Annotated in this window: 24 protein-coding genes; 12 read left to right on the plus strand and 12 right to left on the minus strand. The window is 62.5% G+C overall.

Translation table 11 applies throughout. The annotated features are described in order from the left end of the window. Window positions 1–21 precede the first annotated feature (21 nt). Window positions 22–594, plus strand: coding sequence for an acetolactate synthase small subunit (gene ilvN / locus PMI07_RS26325; protein ID WP_024164177.1), 573 nt, complete (start codon window positions 22–24; stop codon window positions 592–594). A 34-nt stretch (window positions 595–628) separates the two neighbouring features. Further along, on the plus strand, window positions 629–1,636 hold the full coding sequence (locus PMI07_RS26330) for a capsular polysaccharide biosynthesis protein (RefSeq protein ID WP_007768294.1): 1,008 nt from the start codon (window positions 629–631) through the stop codon (window positions 1,634–1,636). Here PMI07_RS26330 and PMI07_RS26335 read toward each other — a convergent pair. Then, entirely contained in the window at window positions 1,633–2,475 is an 843-nt protein-coding gene (locus PMI07_RS26335; protein WP_007768297.1) for an aldo/keto reductase, read from the minus strand. The two genes, PMI07_RS26330 and PMI07_RS26335, sit on opposite strands and share 4 nt — an antisense overlap. 175 nt (window positions 2,476–2,650) lie before the next feature. On the opposite strand from PMI07_RS26335, the gene PMI07_RS26340 reads away from it, so the two are divergent. The 5 genes from PMI07_RS26340 to PMI07_RS26360 are packed head-to-tail and all read left to right on the plus strand — an operon-like array spanning window position 2,651 to window position 5,703. After that, window positions 2,651–3,244: a LysE family translocator gene (locus tag PMI07_RS26340; protein ID WP_007768300.1), complete on the plus strand. Its 594-nt coding sequence runs from the start codon at window positions 2,651–2,653 to the stop codon at window positions 3,242–3,244. Next, complete coding sequence (locus PMI07_RS26345; RefSeq protein WP_007768301.1) at window positions 3,244–4,041, plus strand: DUF4239 domain-containing protein; 798 nt, start codon at window positions 3,244–3,246, stop codon at window positions 4,039–4,041. The genes PMI07_RS26340 and PMI07_RS26345 overlap by 1 nt, the downstream gene beginning before the upstream one ends. Window positions 4,042–4,053: 12 nt before the next feature. Continuing rightward, entirely contained in the window at window positions 4,054–4,689 is a 636-nt protein-coding gene (nthA, locus tag PMI07_RS26350) for a nitrile hydratase subunit alpha (RefSeq protein ID WP_007768302.1), read from the plus strand. Beyond that, entirely contained in the window at window positions 4,686–5,345 is a 660-nt protein-coding gene (gene nthB, locus PMI07_RS26355) for a nitrile hydratase subunit beta (protein WP_007768303.1), read from the plus strand. Before nthA ends, nthB begins: the two co-directional genes overlap by 4 nt. After that, a complete protein-coding gene (locus tag PMI07_RS26360; protein ID WP_037088432.1) occupies window positions 5,332–5,703 on the plus strand; it encodes a nitrile hydratase accessory protein in 372 nt (123 codons plus the stop codon). Before nthB ends, PMI07_RS26360 begins: the two co-directional genes overlap by 14 nt. A gap of 4 nt (window positions 5,704–5,707) precedes the next feature. On the opposite strand, the gene PMI07_RS26365 is transcribed toward PMI07_RS26360, so the two are convergent. The 5 genes from PMI07_RS26365 to PMI07_RS26385 form a co-directional block, all read right to left on the minus strand. Continuing rightward, window positions 5,708–6,493 carry an anti-sigma factor gene (locus PMI07_RS26365; protein WP_007768309.1) on the minus strand — a complete coding sequence of 262 codons (786 nt, stop codon included), beginning with the start codon at window positions 6,491–6,493 and terminating at the stop codon, window positions 5,708–5,710. Next, the gene (locus PMI07_RS26370; RefSeq protein WP_007768312.1) at window positions 6,490–7,050 is read right to left on the minus strand and encodes an RNA polymerase sigma factor; all 561 of its coding nucleotides are present in this window, start codon (window positions 7,048–7,050) and stop codon (window positions 6,490–6,492) included. Before PMI07_RS26370 ends, PMI07_RS26365 begins: the two co-directional genes overlap by 4 nt. After that, complete coding sequence (locus tag PMI07_RS26375; RefSeq protein ID WP_007768315.1) at window positions 7,034–7,411, minus strand: hypothetical protein; 378 nt, start codon at window positions 7,409–7,411, stop codon at window positions 7,034–7,036. The genes PMI07_RS26370 and PMI07_RS26375 overlap by 17 nt, the downstream gene beginning before the upstream one ends. Before the next feature lie 158 nt (window positions 7,412–7,569). Next, the gene (locus tag PMI07_RS26380; protein WP_007768320.1) at window positions 7,570–8,049 is read right to left on the minus strand and encodes a DUF2269 domain-containing protein; all 480 of its coding nucleotides are present in this window, start codon (window positions 8,047–8,049) and stop codon (window positions 7,570–7,572) included. Further along, window positions 8,049–9,329 carry an SDR family oxidoreductase gene (locus PMI07_RS26385; protein ID WP_024164178.1) on the minus strand — a complete coding sequence of 427 codons (1,281 nt, stop codon included), beginning with the start codon at window positions 9,327–9,329 and terminating at the stop codon, window positions 8,049–8,051. Before PMI07_RS26385 ends, PMI07_RS26380 begins: the two co-directional genes overlap by 1 nt. A 181-nt stretch (window positions 9,330–9,510) precedes the next feature. Between PMI07_RS26385 and PMI07_RS26390 the strand changes: the two genes are divergently transcribed. Next, window positions 9,511–10,635: an ATP-dependent RecD-like DNA helicase gene (locus tag PMI07_RS26390; protein WP_007763332.1), complete on the plus strand. Its 1,125-nt coding sequence runs from the start codon at window positions 9,511–9,513 to the stop codon at window positions 10,633–10,635. 33 nt (window positions 10,636–10,668) lie between these two features. Here PMI07_RS26390 and PMI07_RS26395 read toward each other — a convergent pair whose 3' ends face one another. After that, entirely contained in the window at window positions 10,669–11,358 is a 690-nt protein-coding gene (locus tag PMI07_RS26395; RefSeq protein ID WP_007763335.1) for a MerR family transcriptional regulator, read from the minus strand. A 341-nt stretch (window positions 11,359–11,699) separates the two neighbouring features. Between PMI07_RS26395 and PMI07_RS26400 the strand changes: the two genes are divergently transcribed. Continuing rightward, window positions 11,700–12,452 carry a pyridoxine 5'-phosphate synthase gene (locus PMI07_RS26400; RefSeq protein WP_007763337.1) on the plus strand — a complete coding sequence of 251 codons (753 nt, stop codon included), beginning with the start codon at window positions 11,700–11,702 and terminating at the stop codon, window positions 12,450–12,452. Here PMI07_RS26400 and PMI07_RS26405 read toward each other — a convergent pair. From PMI07_RS26405 to PMI07_RS26415, 3 genes are all read right to left on the minus strand, one after another. Next, complete coding sequence (locus PMI07_RS26405; protein WP_007763340.1) at window positions 12,449–13,396, minus strand: helix-turn-helix domain-containing GNAT family N-acetyltransferase; 948 nt, start codon at window positions 13,394–13,396, stop codon at window positions 12,449–12,451. The two genes, PMI07_RS26400 and PMI07_RS26405, sit on opposite strands and share 4 nt — an antisense overlap. A gap of 59 nt (window positions 13,397–13,455) precedes the next feature. After that, window positions 13,456–14,172: an aspartate/glutamate racemase family protein gene (locus PMI07_RS26410; protein ID WP_007763342.1), complete on the minus strand. Its 717-nt coding sequence runs from the start codon at window positions 14,170–14,172 to the stop codon at window positions 13,456–13,458. A gap of 78 nt (window positions 14,173–14,250) precedes the next feature. Further along, window positions 14,251–15,135, minus strand: coding sequence for an SDR family oxidoreductase (locus PMI07_RS26415; protein WP_024164179.1), 885 nt, complete (start codon window positions 15,133–15,135; stop codon window positions 14,251–14,253). Window positions 15,136–15,309: 174 nt separating this feature from the next. Here PMI07_RS26415 and PMI07_RS26420 point away from each other — a divergent pair, with 174 nt between their 5' ends. Both PMI07_RS26420 and PMI07_RS26425 read left to right on the plus strand, forming a co-directional pair. Continuing rightward, on the plus strand, window positions 15,310–15,693 hold the full coding sequence (locus PMI07_RS26420) for a helix-turn-helix domain-containing protein (protein WP_245277243.1): 384 nt from the start codon (window positions 15,310–15,312) through the stop codon (window positions 15,691–15,693). A gap of 34 nt (window positions 15,694–15,727) precedes the next feature. After that, window positions 15,728–16,348: an AAA family ATPase gene (locus PMI07_RS26425; protein ID WP_007761845.1), complete on the plus strand. Its 621-nt coding sequence runs from the start codon at window positions 15,728–15,730 to the stop codon at window positions 16,346–16,348. Window positions 16,349–16,406: 58 nt separating this feature from the next. Here the strand turns inward: PMI07_RS26425 and PMI07_RS26430 are convergent, their stop codons facing one another. Then, window positions 16,407–17,453: an NAD(P)-dependent alcohol dehydrogenase gene (locus PMI07_RS26430; protein ID WP_007761847.1), complete on the minus strand. Its 1,047-nt coding sequence runs from the start codon at window positions 17,451–17,453 to the stop codon at window positions 16,407–16,409. 187 nt (window positions 17,454–17,640) lie between these two features. Between PMI07_RS26430 and PMI07_RS26435 the strand changes: the two genes are divergently transcribed. Further along, on the plus strand, window positions 17,641–18,543 hold the full coding sequence (locus PMI07_RS26435) for an AraC family transcriptional regulator (RefSeq protein WP_007761848.1): 903 nt from the start codon (window positions 17,641–17,643) through the stop codon (window positions 18,541–18,543). A gap of 13 nt (window positions 18,544–18,556) precedes the next feature. On the opposite strand, the gene PMI07_RS26440 is transcribed toward PMI07_RS26435, so the two are convergent. Then, window positions 18,557–18,919 (minus strand): DUF4087 domain-containing protein, encoded by a 363-nt coding sequence (locus PMI07_RS26440; protein WP_007761849.1) that lies wholly within the window; start codon window positions 18,917–18,919, stop codon window positions 18,557–18,559. Between the last annotated feature and the right edge of the window lie 78 nt (window positions 18,920–18,997).

An 18,997-nucleotide genomic window follows, 5' to 3' on the forward strand; every position in this document is an offset into this window, starting at 1 on the left:
TGAGGAAATGGACCTAAGACCATGAATGCGCATCAGCAACCGACCGGTTCCGCCTATTTCATCGCGCCCGAAACCGCCAAGGCCGAAAGCCATACGCTTTCGGTTCTCGTCGCCAACGAACCAGGCGTGCTCGCACGGGTGATCGGCCTATTTTCCGGCCGCGGCTACAATATCGAGAGCCTGACGGTTTCGGAAACGGAACACGAAGCGCACCTATCCCGCATCACGATCGTGACGCGGGGCACGCCGACGGTGCTCGAACAGATCAAGGCGCAGCTCGAGCGTATCGTGCCGGTGCACCGGGTCGTCGACCTGACGGTGCGCGCCCACGCACTCGGCCAGGAACGGCCAATCGAGCGCGAGGTGGCGCTGGTCAAGGTTGTCGGCCAGGGCGACCGCCGCGCCGAGACGCTGCGGCTTGCGGACGCTTTCCATGCCAAGGTCGTCGATGCGACGGTCGAGCATTTCATCCTGGAAATCACCGGGAAATCCTCCAAGATCGACCAGTTCGTGGCGATCATGAAGCCGCTCGGCCTGGTCGAAGTCTGCCGCACCGGGATCGCGGCGATGAATCGCGGCCCGCAGGGGATGTGACGCCCGCTTGGGCAGCAGGCGGAGGGGACGGCAATTGCAGAAGGACTGGCTCCCTCCACCCGGCACGCGCATCGGCGCCACCTTCTATGTCCGGCAGTCCCAGCCGTGGCTCAGCCATTATTTCGGCATTGACCGGCTTGAGCCGACGCTGATGCCCGGTATCGGCGGGGTGGTGTTGTGGGGCGGACGCATTCCGGCGAGGACAGCGCGTTTCATCGCCGGGATGCGCAGGTTACGTTCTTGGTTTCTGGAGGATGGTTTTCTGCGCTCCGTCGGTCTCGGCAAGGACATGACCTTGCCGATTTCCATATCGATCGACGATCTCGGCATGCCGGTGGATGCGTCGAGGCCGTCGCGGCTGGAGCGGCTGATTGCTGACGCCGCGGAGATGGACGTCGCGTGCAACGGGGCGCAGATCCGCGAGGCGATCGTCCGGCACCGGCTTTCGAAATACAACAACCTGCCGCATCGCGAACCGAAGCTCGAACCGACGAGCCGGCGGCGCGTCCTGCTGGTCGATCAGGTATTCGGCGATGTCTCCGTGCCGATGGCGGGCGGCTCGCCCGAGAGTTTTTCGCGGATGCTGGAAGATGCGGTGGCGAGCGGCGCGCAATGCGTGGTGCGCACTCATCCGGATGTGATGGCCGGGTTCCGTAAGGGATATCTGACAGAGCAGGCCGCCTGGACGCCCGGCGTGATCCTGCTGGCGGATGCGGTTTCAGTTGCCTCCGTGCTGGACGCTATCGACGAGGTGTGGACGGTATCGAGCCAGTTCGGCCTCGACGCTTTGATGCGTGGTATTCCGGTGCGCTGTTATGCGGCGCCGTTCTATGCCGGCTGGGGGTTGACGGATGACAGGCTCGGCGAGAAGTCGCGGGCGATGCTGCCGCGGCGCGCGGTGCGTCCGAAGGTCGACCAGCTCGTGGCGGCGGCGTTCAGTCTCTATCCGTCCTATCGCGATACCAAGACCTGGGAGGCGATTGATGTCTTTCGGGCGATCGACACGCTGGTCTCAGAACGCAGGACGCTCGATCTCGACTAGATCATTTCGAGCGGCTGCTTGCGCGCCGGCGGCGGGAAGGCGGCGTCGAGCGCTGTCCAGTCCTCCTCGCTCAACTCCAGTTCCACTGCTTCGGCGTTTTCCGCAACCCGGTCCGGATTGGCGGATTTCGGGATGGCGATGACGCCGTCGCGTTCCAGGAGGAAGGCAAGCGCCACCTGCGCCGGCGTCGCCTGATAGGCCTTGGCGATGCGGATCAGTTCGCTGCTCTTCGCAAGCCGGCCCTGTTCGATCGGCGAATAGGCCATGACTGGGATGCCGCGTTCCTGGCACCAGGGCAGAAGATCGTATTCGATGCCGCGGCGGGAGAGGTTGTAGAGCACCTGGTTGGCGGCGCAGTTTCCGCCATCCGGCACGTCTATCAGTTCCAGCATGTCGTCGAGGTCGAAATTCGAGACGCCCCAGGCGCCGATCTTGCCGGCGCGGCGCAGTTCCTCGAATCCGGCGACGGTTTCCGCCAGCGGATGTTCGCCGCGCCAGTGCAGGAGATAGAGATCGAGGCGGTCGGTCTTCAGCCGGGAGAGGCTGCGCTCGCAGGCTTCGATAACGCCCTTGCGGCTGGCATTCCAGGGATAGACCTTGCTGACCAGAAACACCTCGTCGCGGCGGTCGGCGATCGCTTGCGCCGTGATCTTTTCGGCGCCGCCGTCGCCATACATTTCCGCCGTGTCGATCAGCGTCAAGCCGAGGTCGAGGCCGCGCTTCAGGCTCTCGATTTCCACACCGGCCTTGCGGGTGTCCTCGCCCATCATCCAGGTGCCGAGGCCAAGCGCCGGGACCGAAATGCCGGAGGGCAGGGTGACTTTCGGGATATCGGACATGGCGGGCCTCGATCTGTCGCTTCTGGAGAAGTCCATCCTACTCACATATGGCTTTGATTAAAGCTGCCAAGTTCCGCTTGAAGATCATGTCTAACGACCTTATCACCGGAACAACAGGCCGTCCGCGAAACGAGATGGTCGAGGCAACCGGGGCGGATTGGCGCTAGGAGAAAATATGTCGCTGGAAACCTTTCTGGCCCTCGTCCTGTTCGCCTTTACCACCTCGATCACGCCGGGGCCGAACAATATGATGCTGTTCGCATCGGGCGTGAATTTCGGCTTCCTGCGGACCGTTCCGCATATGCTCGGCATCGGTACCGGCTTCCTGTCACTCTTGATCGCCGTCGGACTGGGGCTCGGCGCGCTGCTGCATTCGGTGCCGGTCGTCTACACGGCGTTGAAATTTGCCGGCGGCGCCTATCTGCTGTGGGTCGCCTGGAAGATCGGCACATCGCGCAGCCTGTCGGACGGCAAGGCCGGTGCGCAGCCGATGACATTCATCGGCGCGGCGGCCTTCCAATGGGTCAATCCGAAGGCCTGGGTGATGGCGGTCACCGCCATGGCGACCTATACCAACCCGGACTACTACCTGCCGACCGTGATGCTCGTCGGGCTCGCCTTCGCCGCCGTCAACGTGCCGAGCGTTTCGACCTGGGCCGGCTTCGGTTCGGCGCTGCGCGAATGGCTGTCGGTGCCGGCGCGGTTGAAATGGTTCAACATCACCATGGCGCTCTTGCTTGTCGCGAGCCTGTGGCCAATGTTGCGCTGATGGACGATATCGGCGATTTCCTGTCTTCCCTGGCGACCGGTGTCGGCTTCGTGGTGGCGACCGTGGCTTTGGTGCTTGCGAGCTATTTCCTGGCCCGCAAGCTGCTGCATCCGGGCGTCGAGGGCGACCGCACATGGGATGTTGCGAGCAATGTGGCGGTGCGGGTTGCAACCCTGCACGGCCTGATCCTCGGCCTCGTCTATGCGCAGGAACTCGACGACTACAAAGGCGTGCGTGCGACGCTGACCGACGAGGCGATAGCGATTTCCGACGTCTACAACGACGCACGGCGTTATGGCGGGCCGATCACCCTGCCGGTGCAGGAGCAGCTTGCGACCTATCTGAAGGTGGTCGTCGACGAGGAATGGGATAGCCTTGCCCAGCATCAAGGTCTTTCGCCGAAAGCCTGGCAGATCTGGGAAAGCGTCTACAACCAGCTTCTCGGACTGATGCCGGCGACCGATCGCGAACATTATCTCGGCAACCGGATGCGTGATCGCATTACCGCCGTCGCGCGGTATCGCCAGCTTCGCGAGGCGGCCTCGACCAGCCGCTTCTCGGGGCTGTTCTGGGGACCGGCGCTGATCGGCCTCGTGCTGGTGTCGGCGACCTTCTACATCTACCGGCCGAAGCGGACGCATCTTGCGCTGTTTTCGCTGTTCGGCGCCTATTCCGGCGTCATTCTTTTCTTTATCTTTGCCTTCGCAAACCCTTATGCGAACCCCGGCAAGCTGGAGCCGCGGCCGTTCCAGCACCTGCTGGAAGGCGATATCGGCAGAAGCCTTACCAGCCGTTGAGGATGCACAGACATGCACGACGATCATCATCACCACGATCACGACCATGATCATCACCACCACGACAATCGCTACAGCGACATGCAGGCGCGGGTGAAAGCGCTGGAAACGGTGCTGGCGGAAAAGGGATTGATCGATCCGAAAGCGATCGATGCGATCGTCGAGACATATGAGACGAAGATCGGCCCGCGCAATGGCGCCCGGGTGGTCGCCAGGGCCTGGAGCGATGCCGGCTTTGCCGAATGGCTGAAGACGGATGCGACGGCAGCGATCGCGAGCCTCGGTTACACGGGCCGGCAGGGCGAGCATATGCGGGCGGTGTTCAATACGCCCGACACCCATAATCTCGTCGTCTGCACGCTCTGCTCCTGTTACCCCTGGGCGGTGCTCGGCCTGCCGCCGGTCTGGTACAAGGCGCCGGCCTATCGCTCTCGCGCTGTCATCGATCCGCGCGGCGTGCTGTCGGAATTCGGGCTGACCCCGCCGGAGACCAAAAAGATCCGTGTCTGGGATTCGACCGCGGAACTGCGCTATCTGGTGATCCCCGAACGGCCGGAGGGCACGGACGGCTTGGGCGAGGAAGCGCTTGCCGACCTCGTCAGCCGTGATGCGATGATCGGCACGGCAGTCGCCGGAGTTAAACCATGAACGGGCCGCACGATCTCGGCGGGCAGATGGGTTTCGGGCCGGTGGCGCCGGAAAAGGATGAGCCCTATTTCCATGCGGAATGGGAAAAGCGGGCGCTGGGGCTGACACTGTCGAGCGGTGCCTTTGGCGCATGGACGATCGACGAAAGCCGGCATGCGCGAGAGAATATCCCCCCGGCGGAGTATCTGGGCGCCAGCTATTACGAGATCTGGACACGGGCGCTGGAAGTGCTGCTGGAACGCCATGGTTTCGCGACCAAGGCGGAAGTCGATGCGGGCCACAAGCAGATGGAACCGGCCACACCGAAGCGCATCCTGAAGGCGGACATGGTGGCAGGCGTGCTTGCCAAAGGCGGCCCCTGCGACCGACCGGTCGAGAGCGAACCGCGGTTCCAACCGGGCGACCGGGTGCGGACGCGCAACTTCAACCCGGAGACCCATACGCGGCTGCCGCGTTATGCCCGCGCCAAGACCGGTGTCGTCGAGGCCGTGCAAGGCTCCTTTGTGTTTCCGGACGACAATGCGCACGGCAAGGGCGAGAACCCGCAATGGGTCTATACCGTCGTGTTCGACGGGCGTGAGATCTGGGGCGAGGGTGCGGATCCGACGTTGACCGTCTCGATCGATGCCTGGGAGATCTATCTTGAGCGCGTGTGAGCCCCCCTCGGCATTGGTGCAGTCACCGGGATTGCCGAAGTCACCGGAGGGTGATCCGGTATTTCCGGAGCCCTGGGCGGCGGAAGCCTTCGCGATGACCGTGCATCTGCACGAGCGCGGACTGTTCACCTGGAGCGAATGGGCCGAGGCGCTTTCGGGCGAGGTACACAAGCCCGGCCGGGCCGAGGATGGCAGCGACTATTTCGATTGCTGGGTCGCGGCACTCTCCAGCCTGCTCGTCGGCAAAGGCGTGGCGGACAGCGAGACGATCCTCAAGCTGCAGCAGAGCTGGCAGCGGGCCGCCGAGGCGACGCCGCATGGCAAGCCCATCGAGTTGGCCAACGATCCGCTGAGCTAGAGATCTAGCTCGGAAACTGCCGGTAGCACTCTTCGGCGATCCGGCGCAGCATGTCGCGGGAGATTTCGCCGGTGACCGCATAGCCGAGTTCGCCGTCGATCCAGTAGAAGGTCTCGACAGTGTTGACAGAGGCGAAGCGGAAGCTTGTCGTGCGGTTCTCCTTGTTGCGGCCGACGAGCACCGTCAGGCGCTGGCCCGTCTGGTCCTCGTACATGAACATGGCGCCCGGCTTGCCGCCGACCGGCAGGAGGCGGCCGCCGACCAGCTTGAAGCCTTGTCCTTGCAGGTTGGGTACCTTGAGATTGGCGATCGACAAGCGCTTGCCGAGCCAGGTGGCGAGATGCGTCTCCTCGTTGGCGAACACTTCCACCGGATGGCGCACTTCGCTCGCGTAGACCAGGAAGGCAGTACGGGCTTCGCGCGGCAGAATTTCCGCATAGGCGAGCTGGATATCCGGACGCTGGAACAGAAGCGGGCCGTAGTGGCCGCCGAGCGCGCCGGCTGCGAAGATCAGCACCGCGGCTGCAGCGAACGCGTAGCGGCGCGACGACCGGGTGCTGTCGCGTGCAACGCCGCCGGACAGGAGCCGGATGTCGGAGGGCTTCGATCTTTCGTGGCCGGCGAAGGCGGCGCGCAGCGCGTCGTTCTGCTCCTGCCAGTCGGCCACCATCTGCGCGGCTTCCGGGTTCTCGGCCAGAAAATCTTGCACGCGGGCGCGATCGGCCTCGTCGAGGAAGCCATCGGCATAGGCGTGCAGTTCCGCTTCGGATACGGATCTGGCTTCGGTCATCGTGGTCTCCGCAATTGTATGACGTTTTCCTCCCGCATTTTCTCCCGCAAGGCCTGGCGCGCCCGCGACAGGCGCGACATCACCGTGCCGACCGGAATGTCCAGCATGTCGGCGACTTCCTGATAGGCGTAACCTTCGACGACCACCAGCATCAGCACCGCGCGCGCCTCCTTCGGCAGCGTCTCCAGCGCCTGGACGAGGCGGTTCTTTTCCAGGGGATCGTCGGCGCTCGTGCTTGCAGCCACGGTCTCGGCCTCCTCGATGCCGACGGAGGGACGCCGCGCGACCGACCGGCGCGCGTTCAGATGAAGATTGGTCATGATCCTGTAAGTCCAGGACTTGAAATTCGAACCGCGCCATTGGGCACGGCTCAGCAGCGCCTTTTCGACGCAATCCTGCAGCAGGTCCTCGCTCTCCGTGTCCGAGCGCGTCAGGCTGCGCGAATAGCGCCTGAGGGTGGGCAGGAGCGCGAGGATCTGTGCCTCGAAGGAAAGCGGCGCGGGGGCCTGTGCCTCACGCGCCGTTCCGGACGTGGGTTGATCAGGGCTTTGCGACATCCCACACGCCGTTCACGCCGTCACCGGTGGTGTCGCCTTCCTTGGTGTCCTTGACCCAGTAATAGAGCGGCATGCCATCCTTCGCCCACTGCTTGGCCCCGTCCTTGCGGGTCACGATGGAGTATGCACCATCGGCCTTCGCATCGGAAGCGGCCATGACCGGCGGCCAGTTCGTGGCGCACTTGTCGTAGCAGTTGGACGTGCCAGGCTTGTCGTTCTTGAAGGTGTAGAGCGTCATGCCCTTTTCACCGACAAGGACGTCGCCCTTGGTGGAGGTCTTGACGGTCTTGAACGGGCCGGCGGCAAAAGCGACCGAGGTCAGCGCTGCGAGCGCGAAAGGCACGAGAATGAAGGTCTTCATGGATCGTCTCCCTGGGTTGATGGCGGCCTGCATCGGGTCACCAACAGTCAAGACACCGGCAGGGCCGGATTTATTCCCTCGCTCCGCAAAGATTTTTCAAAATGATGATATTTATCTCTTCAGTGAAGTGTTTTGCCTCATGGGAAACTATTCTGGCGTCAGAACAACGGGATATCCGGCTTGGTCAACATCAGCCAAAAAATCGCGATGACGGCGAAGAAGGCCGGAAAACCGCAGGCGAACCAGATCCGGTAGAGCCGGAACCATTCGGGCGGCAGCGGCATGGAGTTGTCATGGGCGGTGCGGGCAATATCGCGCAGCCGTATCTGGATCCACACGACCGGCAGCCAGAACAGTCCTGTCACCACGTAGAGAACGAGCGACAGGGCAATCCAGCCATCCGTCAGCGACCAGCCGATGCTTCTCGCCAGCAGGTAGCCGGTGATCGGCTGCAGGAAAACGGCGGTGGCGGTGAAGACGGTATCGGCAAGAACGACCGTGCTGGCGGTATGGGCGATCAGTTTCGGATCTTCCGTCCGCCGGGCGACGACCATGAAAAAGGCGATGCCGGCGCCGGTTCCCAGCAGCACGGTGGCGCCGATGACATGGATGAGCCGCAGCAGGCTTTCGGCATCCATCAGCGTTCGTCCAGAATGGCGAGGGAAGCGAGGTTGAGGGCGATCGACGGCAGAACCTTCACGAAGACCCCAAGCGGATCGAGCCAGAGCTGTGGTTCCAGGAGCGTGCCGCCGGCCAGATAGGCGAGACTGGTGACGATCATCCCGAGCATCGCCCTGCGGGCATGGGGACGGATGAGGACGGCGGATCCGAGCAGGATATCGAGGAGGCAGGTCGCGACCGTCATCGCCAAGGCGAAGGAGACCGGCATGGCAGGTGGGAAATGGGCGGCCGCGGCCCCCACATCGAGCAATGGGATCAGGCCGGACAGCAGCCAGAACAGCGACAGCGTGAGGATGACCACGGGTTTCAGGAGATAGAGCCGCGCGAACCAGAGGTCCTGGACGCCGCTCGGATGGGCGGCGAGCGTCTGCGTTGCGTCTGCGAGGACGAGGCCGGGCGGTTTCGGCCTTGTGCTCCTGACGCCTTCCGACATCACCGTCATCGCGGTCGAGCGAAGCGGCGAGTGCCAGCCGAGCCGGCCGGCGAGATCGGCGGCCCAGGCAACGGGCTTGGCGAATGGCGCCGGCAGAGCGACGGTGCGGGCGGTGGGCAAGCCGAGCCAGGCGCGATGCTGCTGCACGAGGTCCGACAGCGTCAGGGGCGGTTCGGCGGCGAGATCGAGATCGCTACCGGCGGGGATAGTGCCATCGACCGTAAGGGAAACGGCGGTCGCGACGTCGTCGAGCGAGACTGTTTCGACCGGGCTTTCGGCGTGGATGAGCGGCAGCAGGCCGGGAAAGCTTGCGAGTGACCGCAGAAGCGCCGTGCCGCCATGGGCATTGAGGCCGATAACCAGCGCCGGCCGCAGGATGACAAAGGGCAGGCCGCTTGCCGCTAGCGCCTCGTCGGCACGGCGTTTGGTGGCGAGGAAGGGCAGGTCGGCCGCTGCGCCATCGGTGCGGGCGGAGATCTGCACGATGCGCCTGCCGCCCAGCGCCTGTGCCGCCTGGTAGAGCGCCAGCATGGCCTTTTCCTGGGTGGCTGCAAGATCATCGGAAAGACCGTCCTGAAGGGCGCCGGCGCAATTGACGACGACATCCTGATCCTCAATCAGAGCACGCCAGGCGGTGGCGGAGAGTTGCGAGAGATCGGCTTTGACCCATCTGGCCGACGGCCATTTCAAGCGGGCTCTGTCCGGATTTCGCCCGAGGCCGGTTATCTGATGGCCGTCGGCAGCGAGCCTTTGCAGGATCGCCGAGCCGATAAAGCCGTTTGCGCCGAGAATCAGGATTTTCATACAGCGATCATAGGGAGCGATGATGAAAACTGAACAGCGGCAATTCCCGCCGGGCGGATATGCGAGCGGGAAGGTCTCGGCGGTCCTTAGGAAGAGGGAGAGCAGCCTTCATCCCGGCCTTTGATTCATCTTTCGTTCTTTTTCGGTTGCGCTTGGCCGCAGAATCCTGCCAAGTCCCGCCATGCAATTTGCACCGCAACAGGACGAGGCCCTCAAGGCCGTTTCACAATGGCTGAAAGAGGGCCGCAGCCAGGTCTTCCGGCTGTTCGGCTATGCGGGCACCGGCAAGACGACGCTTGCCAAACATTTCGCCGAAAATGTCGATGGCGACGTGCTGTTTGCTGCCTTCACCGGCAAGGCGGCGCAGGTGCTTCGCTCGCGCGGGGCGCGCAATGCAAAAACCATTCATTCGCTGATCTACCGGCCGCGCGGCGAGGAGGCGGTCGAGGACGATGCCGGCAAGACGTCGATCGCGCCGATGTTCTCGATCAACCGCCAGAGCCCGGTCGCCAAGGCAGCGTTGATCATCATCGACGAATGTTCGATGGTGGACGAGGCGCTCGGCAAGGACCTGATGAGTTTCGGCACGCCGATCCTGGTGCTCGGCGATCCCGGCCAGCTGCCGCCGGTGACCGGCGGCGGGTTCTTCACCGAACAGGAGCCGGATTACCTGCTGACGGATATCCACCGCCAGGCCCGCGACAACCCGATCATCCAGCTCGCCATGAACGTGCGCGAGGGCAAGGAGATCATGTATGGCGACTACGGTACCGCCAAGGTGATTTCCCGCAACGAGGTGACCCAGCCGCTGGTGATGGAGGCGGACCAGGTTCTGGTCGGCACCAACAAGACCCGCAAGCGCTACAATCAGCGGCTCCGGGAGCTGAAAGGTTTTACCGCCGACTATCCGCAATCCGGCGACAAGCTGGTCTGCCTGCGCAACGACCCGGCCAAGGGCCTGCTCAACGGTTCGCTCTGGCAGGTGATGAGTTCGTCGCGCGAGACGGTGAAGCCCGGCATCAACCTGATGATCCGGCCGGAAGACGACGACATGGATCGCGGCGCGGCCAAGATCAAGCTTCTGAAACAGGCGTTCGAAGAGCAGGAAGGCGAAATCCCCTGGTCGACCCGCAAGCGCTATGACGAATTCGATTACGGCTATGCGCTAACCGTGCACAAAGCGCAGGGTTCGCAGTGGAACAATGTCGTGCTGTTCGATGAAAGCTGGGCGTTTCGCGACAGCCGGGAGCGCTGGCTTTATACCGCGATCACCCGTGCGGCCGAGACGCTGACCATCGTTCGATAGGAGTTTAGCGTCCGCTGAAAGCTCGTCGGCCGATCAATTCGGCACGAAACCGAGCAGCATTGCCTTGGCGACCGCCTGAAAGCGGTTGGTGGCCTGGAATTTCTGAATGATGCCATCCTCCATCCGGCGCAGCTCCTCGAAATCGAGATTGAGGGCGCGGGCAAGCCTTGGCGCCGAATAACCCTCGGCCATCAGTCCCAGGCACTGTTTCTCGATGTCGCTCAGCACCAGCGACATGGGTTTCGGGCTAACGAGCGCCGGGCCTTCATCCTCGGCGACCAGCAGGCTTTCGATCTGCTGCATCTGCCGGCGGATGTTGGAAATGTCGGCTGTGAGCTCGCGCTTGCGCCGCGCCAGCATGTTGTGGAACATCTCGTTGGCTTCCGTCTCCGACGTTGCGCCGGAAAGCTCTTCCATCAGTTCCTGGATGACAGCAACCGGAATGCCGATTTCGCGGCAGGCATTGATGACCGCCATGCGATGGATCTGCACCCGATCGTAGACCCGCATGCTGCCGGAGCGGCGGGCGGTGATCAGGCCCTTTTCCTCGTAGAAGTGAAGCGTGCGATGGGTGACGCCGAAGAGATCTGCCATCTCGGCGATCGCCACCGGCTGGCCGGGCATTTCAAAGGGGAGGGAAACCTGGGGAAGAGGAGGGCAATAATGGGCCGCTCCTGCCAGGGGCGAATTTTCGGTCATTGCCGGTATGGCGTCGCTTCGCATCGAGTCCCCTTGCGCCTACGTCTGGCGTCGTGGTCAGATATGCATCTTTAGATTGTAATTTCTCTGTCAAATCTAAAGATGGAGCCTCGGTACTGAAAATGCGGACCCGATTGAATTGGATGGCAGAATTCGCTGTTCAAACCGTATTCCGCCGCCTTTTGGCCTGCCCGGCGAACTCTGTTACATATAGATTAGCTAAAACTTTAGGAAATGGTAGCCCCGGTTGCCTCGTGAATTCTCGTCCATCAAAACTCTTTATAGGTGCATTTTCCTAAACCTGGTGGCCTTGTGAAGGCGCATGGCCTAAAAGCAGGTCGACTTTTCAAAGACTGGGTATTGCCATGCCGACCAAGCTTTCCGTGAACATCAATGCCATCGCCATGTTGCGCAACCGCCGCGATCTTCCCTGGCCGAGCGTCGAAGGGCTTGGGCGCATCGCGCTTCAGGCAGGAGCGGCCGGCCTCACGGTGCATCCGCGCCCCGACCAGCGCCATATCCGCTTTACCGACCTGCCGGTGATCAGGGCCTTGATCGACGACGAATTCCCGGATGCCGAGTTCAACATCGAAGGCTATCCGAGCGAGGATTTCCTGGCGTTGTGCGAGGCGACCCAGCCGGAGCAGGTGACGTTGGTCCCGGACGATCCCGCTCAGGCGACCTCCGACCATGGTTTCGATTTCCGGGCCACCGGCGAAATGCTGAAGCCGATCGTGGCGCGCCTCAAGAAGGGCGGTATGCGCGTGTCGCTGTTTGCCGATGGTGATGGCGATGTCGAGACGGTGAAGCTTGCCAAGGCGACGGGTGCCGACCGTATCGAACTCTATACCGGGCCCTATGGCGGCTGTTTCGACAATCCGGAGCGCGCCGCCGAGATCCTCGAAAAACTGGGGCAGACGGCTGATGCGGCACTCGCCGAAGGACTCGGCGTCAATGGCGGCCACGACTTGACGGTCGCCAACCTGCCGGCACTGGTGAAGCGCATTCCGAAGATGGCAGAAGTCTCGATCGGCCATGGCCTGACGGCGGATGCGCTGGAATACGGCATGGCGGAGACGGTACGCCGCTTCCGCCGGGCCTGCGGCCAGACGGTCTAGCCCGAGGAAAGCTTTGCTTCGCAGAGCGCGAGCTCCCAGGTCTGGCCGACGCATTCCGGTCCGAACAGGTTGTGCCTTTCCTCCGCGACGAGCTTGAAGCCGGCCGTCTCATAGATGCGGATCGCCGCGCTCAGGCAATCATTGGTCCAGAGCGACAGCTTTTTGTAGCCGGCGAGCGTCGAGAATTTGATGCATTGTTCGACCAGCGTCCGGCCAAGGCCTAGACCTCGGGCTGCCGGATCGAGGTAGAGGAGGCGCAGCTTGGCGGTATCGCCGCCGCCATCCGCCACGACCACCGAGCCGACCCGCTTTCCCCCACGCTCGGCGATCCAGCAGCGCTCTCGCTCGGGGTTGAAGTTGGCGATGAACTTGCCGGCAACTTCCGCGACGAGGCCCTCGAACTTGTCGTTCCAGCCGTATTCGCGCGTGTAGGCGACCGCCTGGGCTTCGATCAGCCAGCCCATGTCGCCGGTCCGGTGCGGGCGGATGACGACCGGCGGGGCGGGCGGGGCCGATTGCGGGTCGAGAATGGTGCGGATCGCCTGCATCGAACCGATCAGCCTTTCGTGGCCGAGCGCATCGACTTCCCTGAGATCGCTGGCGATCTGTTGGCGGGAGCGTTCGCCGAGCGTTTCGTATTCTGCATGTCCTTTCCCGGTGACAACGAGGATCTGGCTGCGTTTGTCGTCGGGATCCGGCTCGCTGTCGATGAAGCCCGCCTCGCGGAATTTCTTGAGGAGCCGGCTGAGATAGGCGGGGTCGAGGCCGAGATCGCGGTTGAGCTCGGTCGCCGAAACCCGTTTGCGGGCGCCCATCTCATAGAGGATGCGCGCCTCGGTCAGCGTGTAGTCGGTGTCGAGATAGCCCTTGGCGAGAATGCCGAGCTTGTTGGTGTAGAAACGGTTGAAGGCGCGGACAGCGTCGAGAACGGCAGGATCGGTCATCGGCAGAATCTCCTTTACGGAGACTCCGTCATATATTTATTGGACTGAGTCAAATAAATTTATGCTGCAACCTGCTTTGCTGCCGACTGGCCGAGGGCGAAATCGACTGCTGCCGTGGCGTGGATGGTGGTGGAATCGATGCCGGGCAGGGGCAAGCCGGCCGGATCGAGCAGAAGGCAGATTTCCGTGCAGCCGAGAATGATGCTGTCTGCGCCTTCAGCCTTCGCCTTTTCGATCATGGCGATGGCGCGCAGGCGGGAGGCATCGTTTACCGTGCCGGCGCAGAGTTCGTTGAAGATGATGTTGTGGATGTCGGTGCGGTCGTCGGCATCCGGCGTCATGACGTCGATGCCCAGCGCCTTCATGTGATCGGTATAGAAGCCATGCTCCATCGTATAGCGGGTGGCGAGCAGGAGAGGGCGCTTCAGGCCTTGCGTTTTCAACGCCTTGGCGGTCTCGTCGATGATATGGATGAGGGGAATGTCGATCGCGGCCTGCACCTGCGGCGCCACGAGATGCATGGTGTTGGTGCAGATCAGCACGCATTCCGCGCCGGCTGCCTTCAGTCCGCGAGCGCTGTTCGAGAGGTGCTCGGCCGCCAGATCCCAGCGGCCGGCCTTCTGCATGTCGACGACTTCGGCGAAATTGACCGAATGGAGCAGGAGATCGGCGGAGACAAGGCCGCCAAGGCGGTCGCGCACCATCTCGTTGATCAGCCGATAGTAGACCGAAGTGCTTTCGAAACTCATCCCACCAATCAAGCCAATACTGCGCATTTTTTCTCCAAACGAGATGGAATTTAGTAACTCCATCTCATTATCGTGAAATTTGGAGATTTGCAATCCACAAGATTCTTAGGCGGCGAGCGCTGCCTTCTGCGTCTCGAAATAGGCCGCGAGCGTCTGCGGCTTCTGGCCGGTCAGCGTCTCGTAGTCGCTCGTCAACTGTTCGAAATTGCCGGCGCGGATATTGGCATCCGCCGAGACCAGCATGGTAACGACGAAGGCGGGCAGTCCGGCGCCGGTGAGGCCATGGGTGAGCTGTTCGTCGGTGACGTCAACGACCTCAAGCGGCTTGTTGGTCGCGGCGGAGGCGCGGGTAGCGATTTCTGCGGCCGTCAGGGATTCCGGGCCGGTGAGGGTGAAGGTGCGGCTTCCGGCCGGCGGATTGGCAAGGGCTGCGGCTGCGGCACGAGCGCAGTCGTCGCGGCTGATCGTGGTGATCCTGCCCGTACCCACGGACGTGTACCATTTGCCGACCTGAAGATTGTGCGGCATGCCCATCAGATAATTGTCGTGGTACCAGGAATTGCGCAGGATCGTGTAGGGGACGCCGCTCGCCTTGATCGCCTCTTCGGTGCCGAGGTGGTCCGGCGCGAAGGTGACAAGTGAATTGTCCGGGTTCGGCATGGACGTATAGACGACGTGCTTGACGCCGGCCTTTGCCGCGGCCGAAACGGCGTTCCTATGCTGCGTGATACGCTTGCCGGGTGTGGCCAGTTCGTCGGTGGAAATGATCAGCACGCGGTCGACTCCCGTAAAGGCTTTTACGAGTCCGGCTTCGTCGTCGAAATCGGCCTTGCGGGTTTCGAAACCGCTGGCGGTGAGGTCGGCGAGTTTGTTCGGATCGCGGCTGGCCGCGATGATATCGGCCGGTGCGACCTTGGATGTCTCCACCAGGTGATGCAGGACTGCGCGGCCCAGATGGCCGGCGGCGCCGGTGACGAGAAGTTTGGTCATGAGGTCTTCTTTCCTTGCAATGGCCGGCTTGTCGGCGCGGCGATTATTGTTGGTCTCAAAAAGAGACTAGCGCTAGAATAGGAATTGACTTCGATCTGTAAAGGAGGCAGTTTCGAGGGAGATCGTTACTTCAAGGGAACCACCGTCATGGTCCTGAATGCCAATCGCAAGCCGATGCTGGACGGCCAGGAATGCGAGACCTCCGGCTGGGACATGGGCAATTGCCCGGTCCGGGACGTCCTCGACCGGATCGCCGGCAAATGGTCGACGCTGCTTCTCGAGGCCTTGGCGCGCCAGCCCTATCGCTTCGGCGAGCTTCGCCGGCTGGTGCCGGATATCTCCCAGCGGATGCTGACCCAGACTTTGCGCGACCTGCAGCGCGACGGTTATATCGAACGCGAGGTGTTTCCGACCAAGCCGCCGAGCGTCGAATACCGGATGACGGAGCTCGGTCGCTCGCTCTTCGAGCCGCTTTCCAAGGTGCTGCAATGGGCGGAAGCCAATCATCCGTCGGTCAAGGCCGCCCGGGTGAAATACGACGAGAGCGAACTGGCCTGAACGTGCCCGGACGCCAAGCCTGAAGGAGACGGCTATGGAGCAAGGCCTTTCGGGCATATTGATCGCCGGAAGCTCGCATGTCGGCAAGACCACGCTGGCGAAACGTCTGATGGAAGCACTCGGCTTGAACATGATATCGACCGACGGCCTCGCGCGGCATCCGGGCCGGCCGTGGCCAAATGTCCGGCCGCCGGTGGCCGAGTATTATTCGCGCCTCTCGCCGGAGACGATCTACTGGTTTCTGAAGGTGCATCACGAAAACATGTGGCCGGGCCTCAAGCGGATGATCGAAGACGAGATCCGGGCTCAAAGGCCGTTCGTGCTGGAAGGATCGGCGCTACGGCCGGAATTCATCGCGCCTGTCATTTCCAACACCGTCGTCGGGCTTTGCCTCCATGCCGATGCAGATGTCCTGGCGGAGAGAATGCGGGCTGAGGCGGGATATCTACAGGCCGGGGAGGCCGAACGCGGCGTGATCGACAAGTTTATCGAGCGTTCGCTCCGCGACAACTCGGAAATGCACAAGGCGGCCCAGGAACACGGCCTTAGAATTGTCGATGCCGCCGATCCGCTTGCCGTGGCCGATCTTGTCGACGAACTGGTGCAGCGTGCTTCGTCTGTGGGTTCGGCCACCTCCGTCACGTTGCGGGGCTGACGGCTGGTAACCCGCGTGGTGTCGGGGCGGCCCGTGAGCCGCCCTTCCGTTCTTCCGATCAGGCCGCCAGCGAGGCGATGTCGATGACGAAGCGGTAGCGCACGTCGCTCTTGATGACGCGTTCGTAGGCTTCGTTGATATCCTGAATGTTGATCTTCTCGATTTCGGACGTGATGCCGTGCTCGCCGCAGAAATCCAGCATTTCCTGGGTTTCCTTGATCGAGCCGATCATCGAGCCCGAAAGGCTCTTGCGGCCGCCGATGACCGAGAAGGCATGCACCGGGACCGCATGTTCCGGGACACCGACCAGCACCATCGAGCCGTCGAACTTCAGGAGGCCGAGATACGCGTTCCAGTCGATCGTCGTGCCGACCGTGCAGATGATCAGGTCGAACGTGCCGGCGAGCTTGGTGAAGGTCTCGGCGTCGCTGGTGGCATAATAATCCTTGGCGCCGAGCCTCAGGCCGTCTTCTTTTTTCGACAGCGTCTGGCTGAGCACGGTGATATCGGCGCCCATGGCCGCACCGAGCTTGACGCCCATATGGCCGAGCCCGCCCATGCCGACGATCGCGACCTTCTTGCCGGGGCCGGCCTTCCAGTGGCGCAGCGGCGAGTAGAGCGTGATACCGGCGCAGAGCAGCGGGGCGCCGGCGTCGAGCGGAATATTGTCCGGGAAGGACAGGACGTAACCTTCCTTGACGACGATCTGATCCGAATAACCGCCATAGGTCGGCGTCGTACCGTCTGCCTCGACGTCGTTATAGGTCTGGATGAGGCCCGGCAGGAAATGTTCGTAATCGAGATCGCGGGTGGCGCAGCCGACGCAGGAATTCACGAAGCAGCCGACGCCGACGCGGTCGCCGACCTTGAACTTGGTGACGCCAGAGCCGACGGCCGAAACGACGCCGGCCACTTCATGGCCGGGCACCATCGGGAAGCGCGAATTGCCCCATTCGTTGCGGGCCTGGTGGATGTCCGAGTGGCAGACGCCGCAATACTGCACGGCGATGACGACGTCGTCGTCATTCGGTTCGCGGCGCTCGAAGGTAAACGGCGTCAACGGTTTCGACGCGTCGGTAGCGGCATAGCCTTTTGCAATAGCCATGGGAGCTCCATTCATCTGTTGGGTTGGGAGGGAATTGGACGGGCGGACTATGCTCCCGGGCCTTACAACAGCGTTAGAGCGATCCTGCGAGCTTTTTGCACGATCCTGCAAAAGTGATGGCCCGCCTGTTGGTTTCAGGGGCAAGTCGGCATAGGAAAAGCACTCACTTGCTCACCCCGGAGGCTCCATGACATTGCCCTTCAATCCCTATCGCGAGGCGGCTTCGATTGCCGCTCGCCACGTTCAGAAGGATGGGGAAGTGTTCACGGTCATCGGAAATCTCGTGCTCAGCCGGCGGTCGATCCCGACCGCGCCGCTCTACATGGATTATCGGCCCTGTATCGGCCTGGTTCTGCAGGGCACCAAGAGCGTCAAGCTCGGCGACGAGGTGATCGACTACGGCGTCGGCGATTATCTTCTCACCTCGATCGAACTGCCGGTGACATCGCGCGTTACGGTCGCAAGCCCTGACGTGCCACATCTGTGCTTCGTTCTCGCCATCGATCCGGACCGGCTTTCCGCCCTCCTGGAACGGGTCGACGTTCCGCGGCCGGGTTCCGATACCGATGCCATGCGCGGCATCGTTTCCAATGTCGCGCCGCCAGAACTGCTCGATGCCGCGACAAGGCTGCTTCGCCTCCTGGATCGGCCGGCGGATATTGCCGCCATGGCGCCGCTGATCGAGCAGGAGATTCTTTACCGCGTCCTCTCCGGGCCGGATGGCGCGCGGCTCCTGCATATCGCCACATCCGAAAGCCGCAGCAACCGGATCGCCCGCGCCGTCGCCTGGCTGCGCGCCAATTTCCACCGCACGCTGCGGATCGAAGACCTGGCCGACCATGTGGGCATGAGCCCGTCTTCGCTGCACCACCATTTCAAGTCGGTGACGGCGATGACGCCGGTGCAGTTCCAGAAGAAGCTGCGCCTGCACGAGGCGCGGCGGCTGATGCTGCTGGAAGGACTCGATGTCGGCAGCGCCGGCCACCGGGTCGGCTATCAGAGCCCGTCGCAGTTCAGCCGCGAATACAGCCGGCTCTACGGCGTGTCACCGCTGCGTGACGTGGATGCGATCCTTGCCGCTGCGGAATAAGCAGACCTGACGATCAGCCGGGGAATTTCAGCGCCTTGTCGTTGCGGCACTGGGCGAGCTTGAGCTGCTTGAACGAATAGATCCTGGTGATCTGCCCGTCGTCGTCCGTATCGACCTTCATGCAGGCGCAGGCGTAACCGTAGCTGCCGTTCGTGCGGACATAATCACGTTCGGAAATATCGGTGATGAGATCCATGCCTTCCGGTCCGTCCTCGCTTCCCTGGGTGCGGATCGTCCAGGTATCCTCGGCATCATCCAGCCACCAGTTGCCAGGGGTGGGGTTCTGGATCCAGCCGCAGCGGTTTTCGGCCGCCTGTGCCAGAGCCGGAAGGAGGAGGAGAGCGAAGGCGGCAAGAGCGCCGGATATTCGGGTCATGATTGTTTCCCTCGACGAGACGGCAGCTACCATATCCGCTTTCACTGAAGGAAAAGTTGCCGTAAAAATAGACTTGAC

The organism is Rhizobium sp. CF080, assembly GCF_000282095.2.
GTDB lineage: Bacteria > Pseudomonadota > Alphaproteobacteria > Rhizobiales > Rhizobiaceae > Neorhizobium.